Origin of the sequence: Mycobacterium helveticum, from assembly GCF_007714205.1 — a bacterium.
In the GTDB taxonomy this organism is placed as follows: domain Bacteria; phylum Actinomycetota; class Actinomycetes; order Mycobacteriales; family Mycobacteriaceae; genus Mycobacterium; species Mycobacterium helveticum.
The window spans coordinates 1-880 of the sequence record NZ_VMQU01000315.1; the positions used below are offsets into that span (position 1 = coordinate 1).

At 77.2% G+C, this 880-nt stretch carries 1 protein-coding gene; it reads left to right on the forward strand.

The features are described 5' to 3' along the window. Positions 1–880 (forward strand): DUF7159 family protein (locus tag FPZ47_RS28745; RefSeq protein ID WP_168209594.1); only part of this gene is annotated, 880 nt, incomplete at both ends.

Genomic DNA, 880 nt, shown 5'->3' on the forward strand with positions numbered 1-880 from the left:
GGGGCGGGTGCGGGCGGCGTCACCGTCGACCAGGACGACCTGCGGGTGGCCGGCACGCCATCGGCCGCCGCGGCGGCGGACCTGGCGATCGCGACCGTCCTCCGGACCAGACAGAGCGCGGCGGCGGGCGGCTACCGGCTGCGGTCGACAGGGATCACCTGCACCGACGACGCCGAAGCGGCCGCGCTGCGTGACGCGCTCGCGCGGCGCCGCATCGACAGCGTCACGCTGGTCTCGGCGTTCACGGCGGCCGCAGCACTGGCCCAGGCTCTCGGCAGCGCGTCCGGTCGCGCCCGGACCGCGTTGCTCTTCGTCGAGCCGGCGACCGCGACGCTGGCGGTCGTCGACACCGCTGACGGCGTCGCCGCCGGCGTTCGCCGGCAGCCCCTGGCGAGAGGCGACGCGGCGATAGCCCAGCTGGCGGCGATGGTGTCGGGGACCGCCTCGACGCCCGCCCGCCCGGGCGAGGTGTTCCTGGTGGGCTCCGGTGTCGACATCCCGTCGCTGAAGGCGGCGCTGGAGGTCGCGACGCCGCTCCCGGTCATCGTTCCCGAGGAGCCCGAGCGGGCGTTGGCGCGCGGAGCGGCACTGGCCGCGGCGACCGCGCAGCTGGGAGCACCGCCCACCCTCGCGATCCCGTCGCAGGATTTGACGGCCGCGACGCAGCAGCCGGCCGACGCCGCCGAAGCCGCGGCGGAGACGGGCCGCGGCCGCCGCAGCCGCACATCGGTGCTGGTCGCCGGCGCCGTGCTGGCGATGTTCGTCTCCGGGGTGGCGGCGCTCGTGCTGGGGCTCAATATCCGCCCCCACAGCCCCACGACTCCGGTGCCGCCTGCAAAAACCGCGGCGCCCGCCCCGGCGCCATCGGCAACGCCGGCGC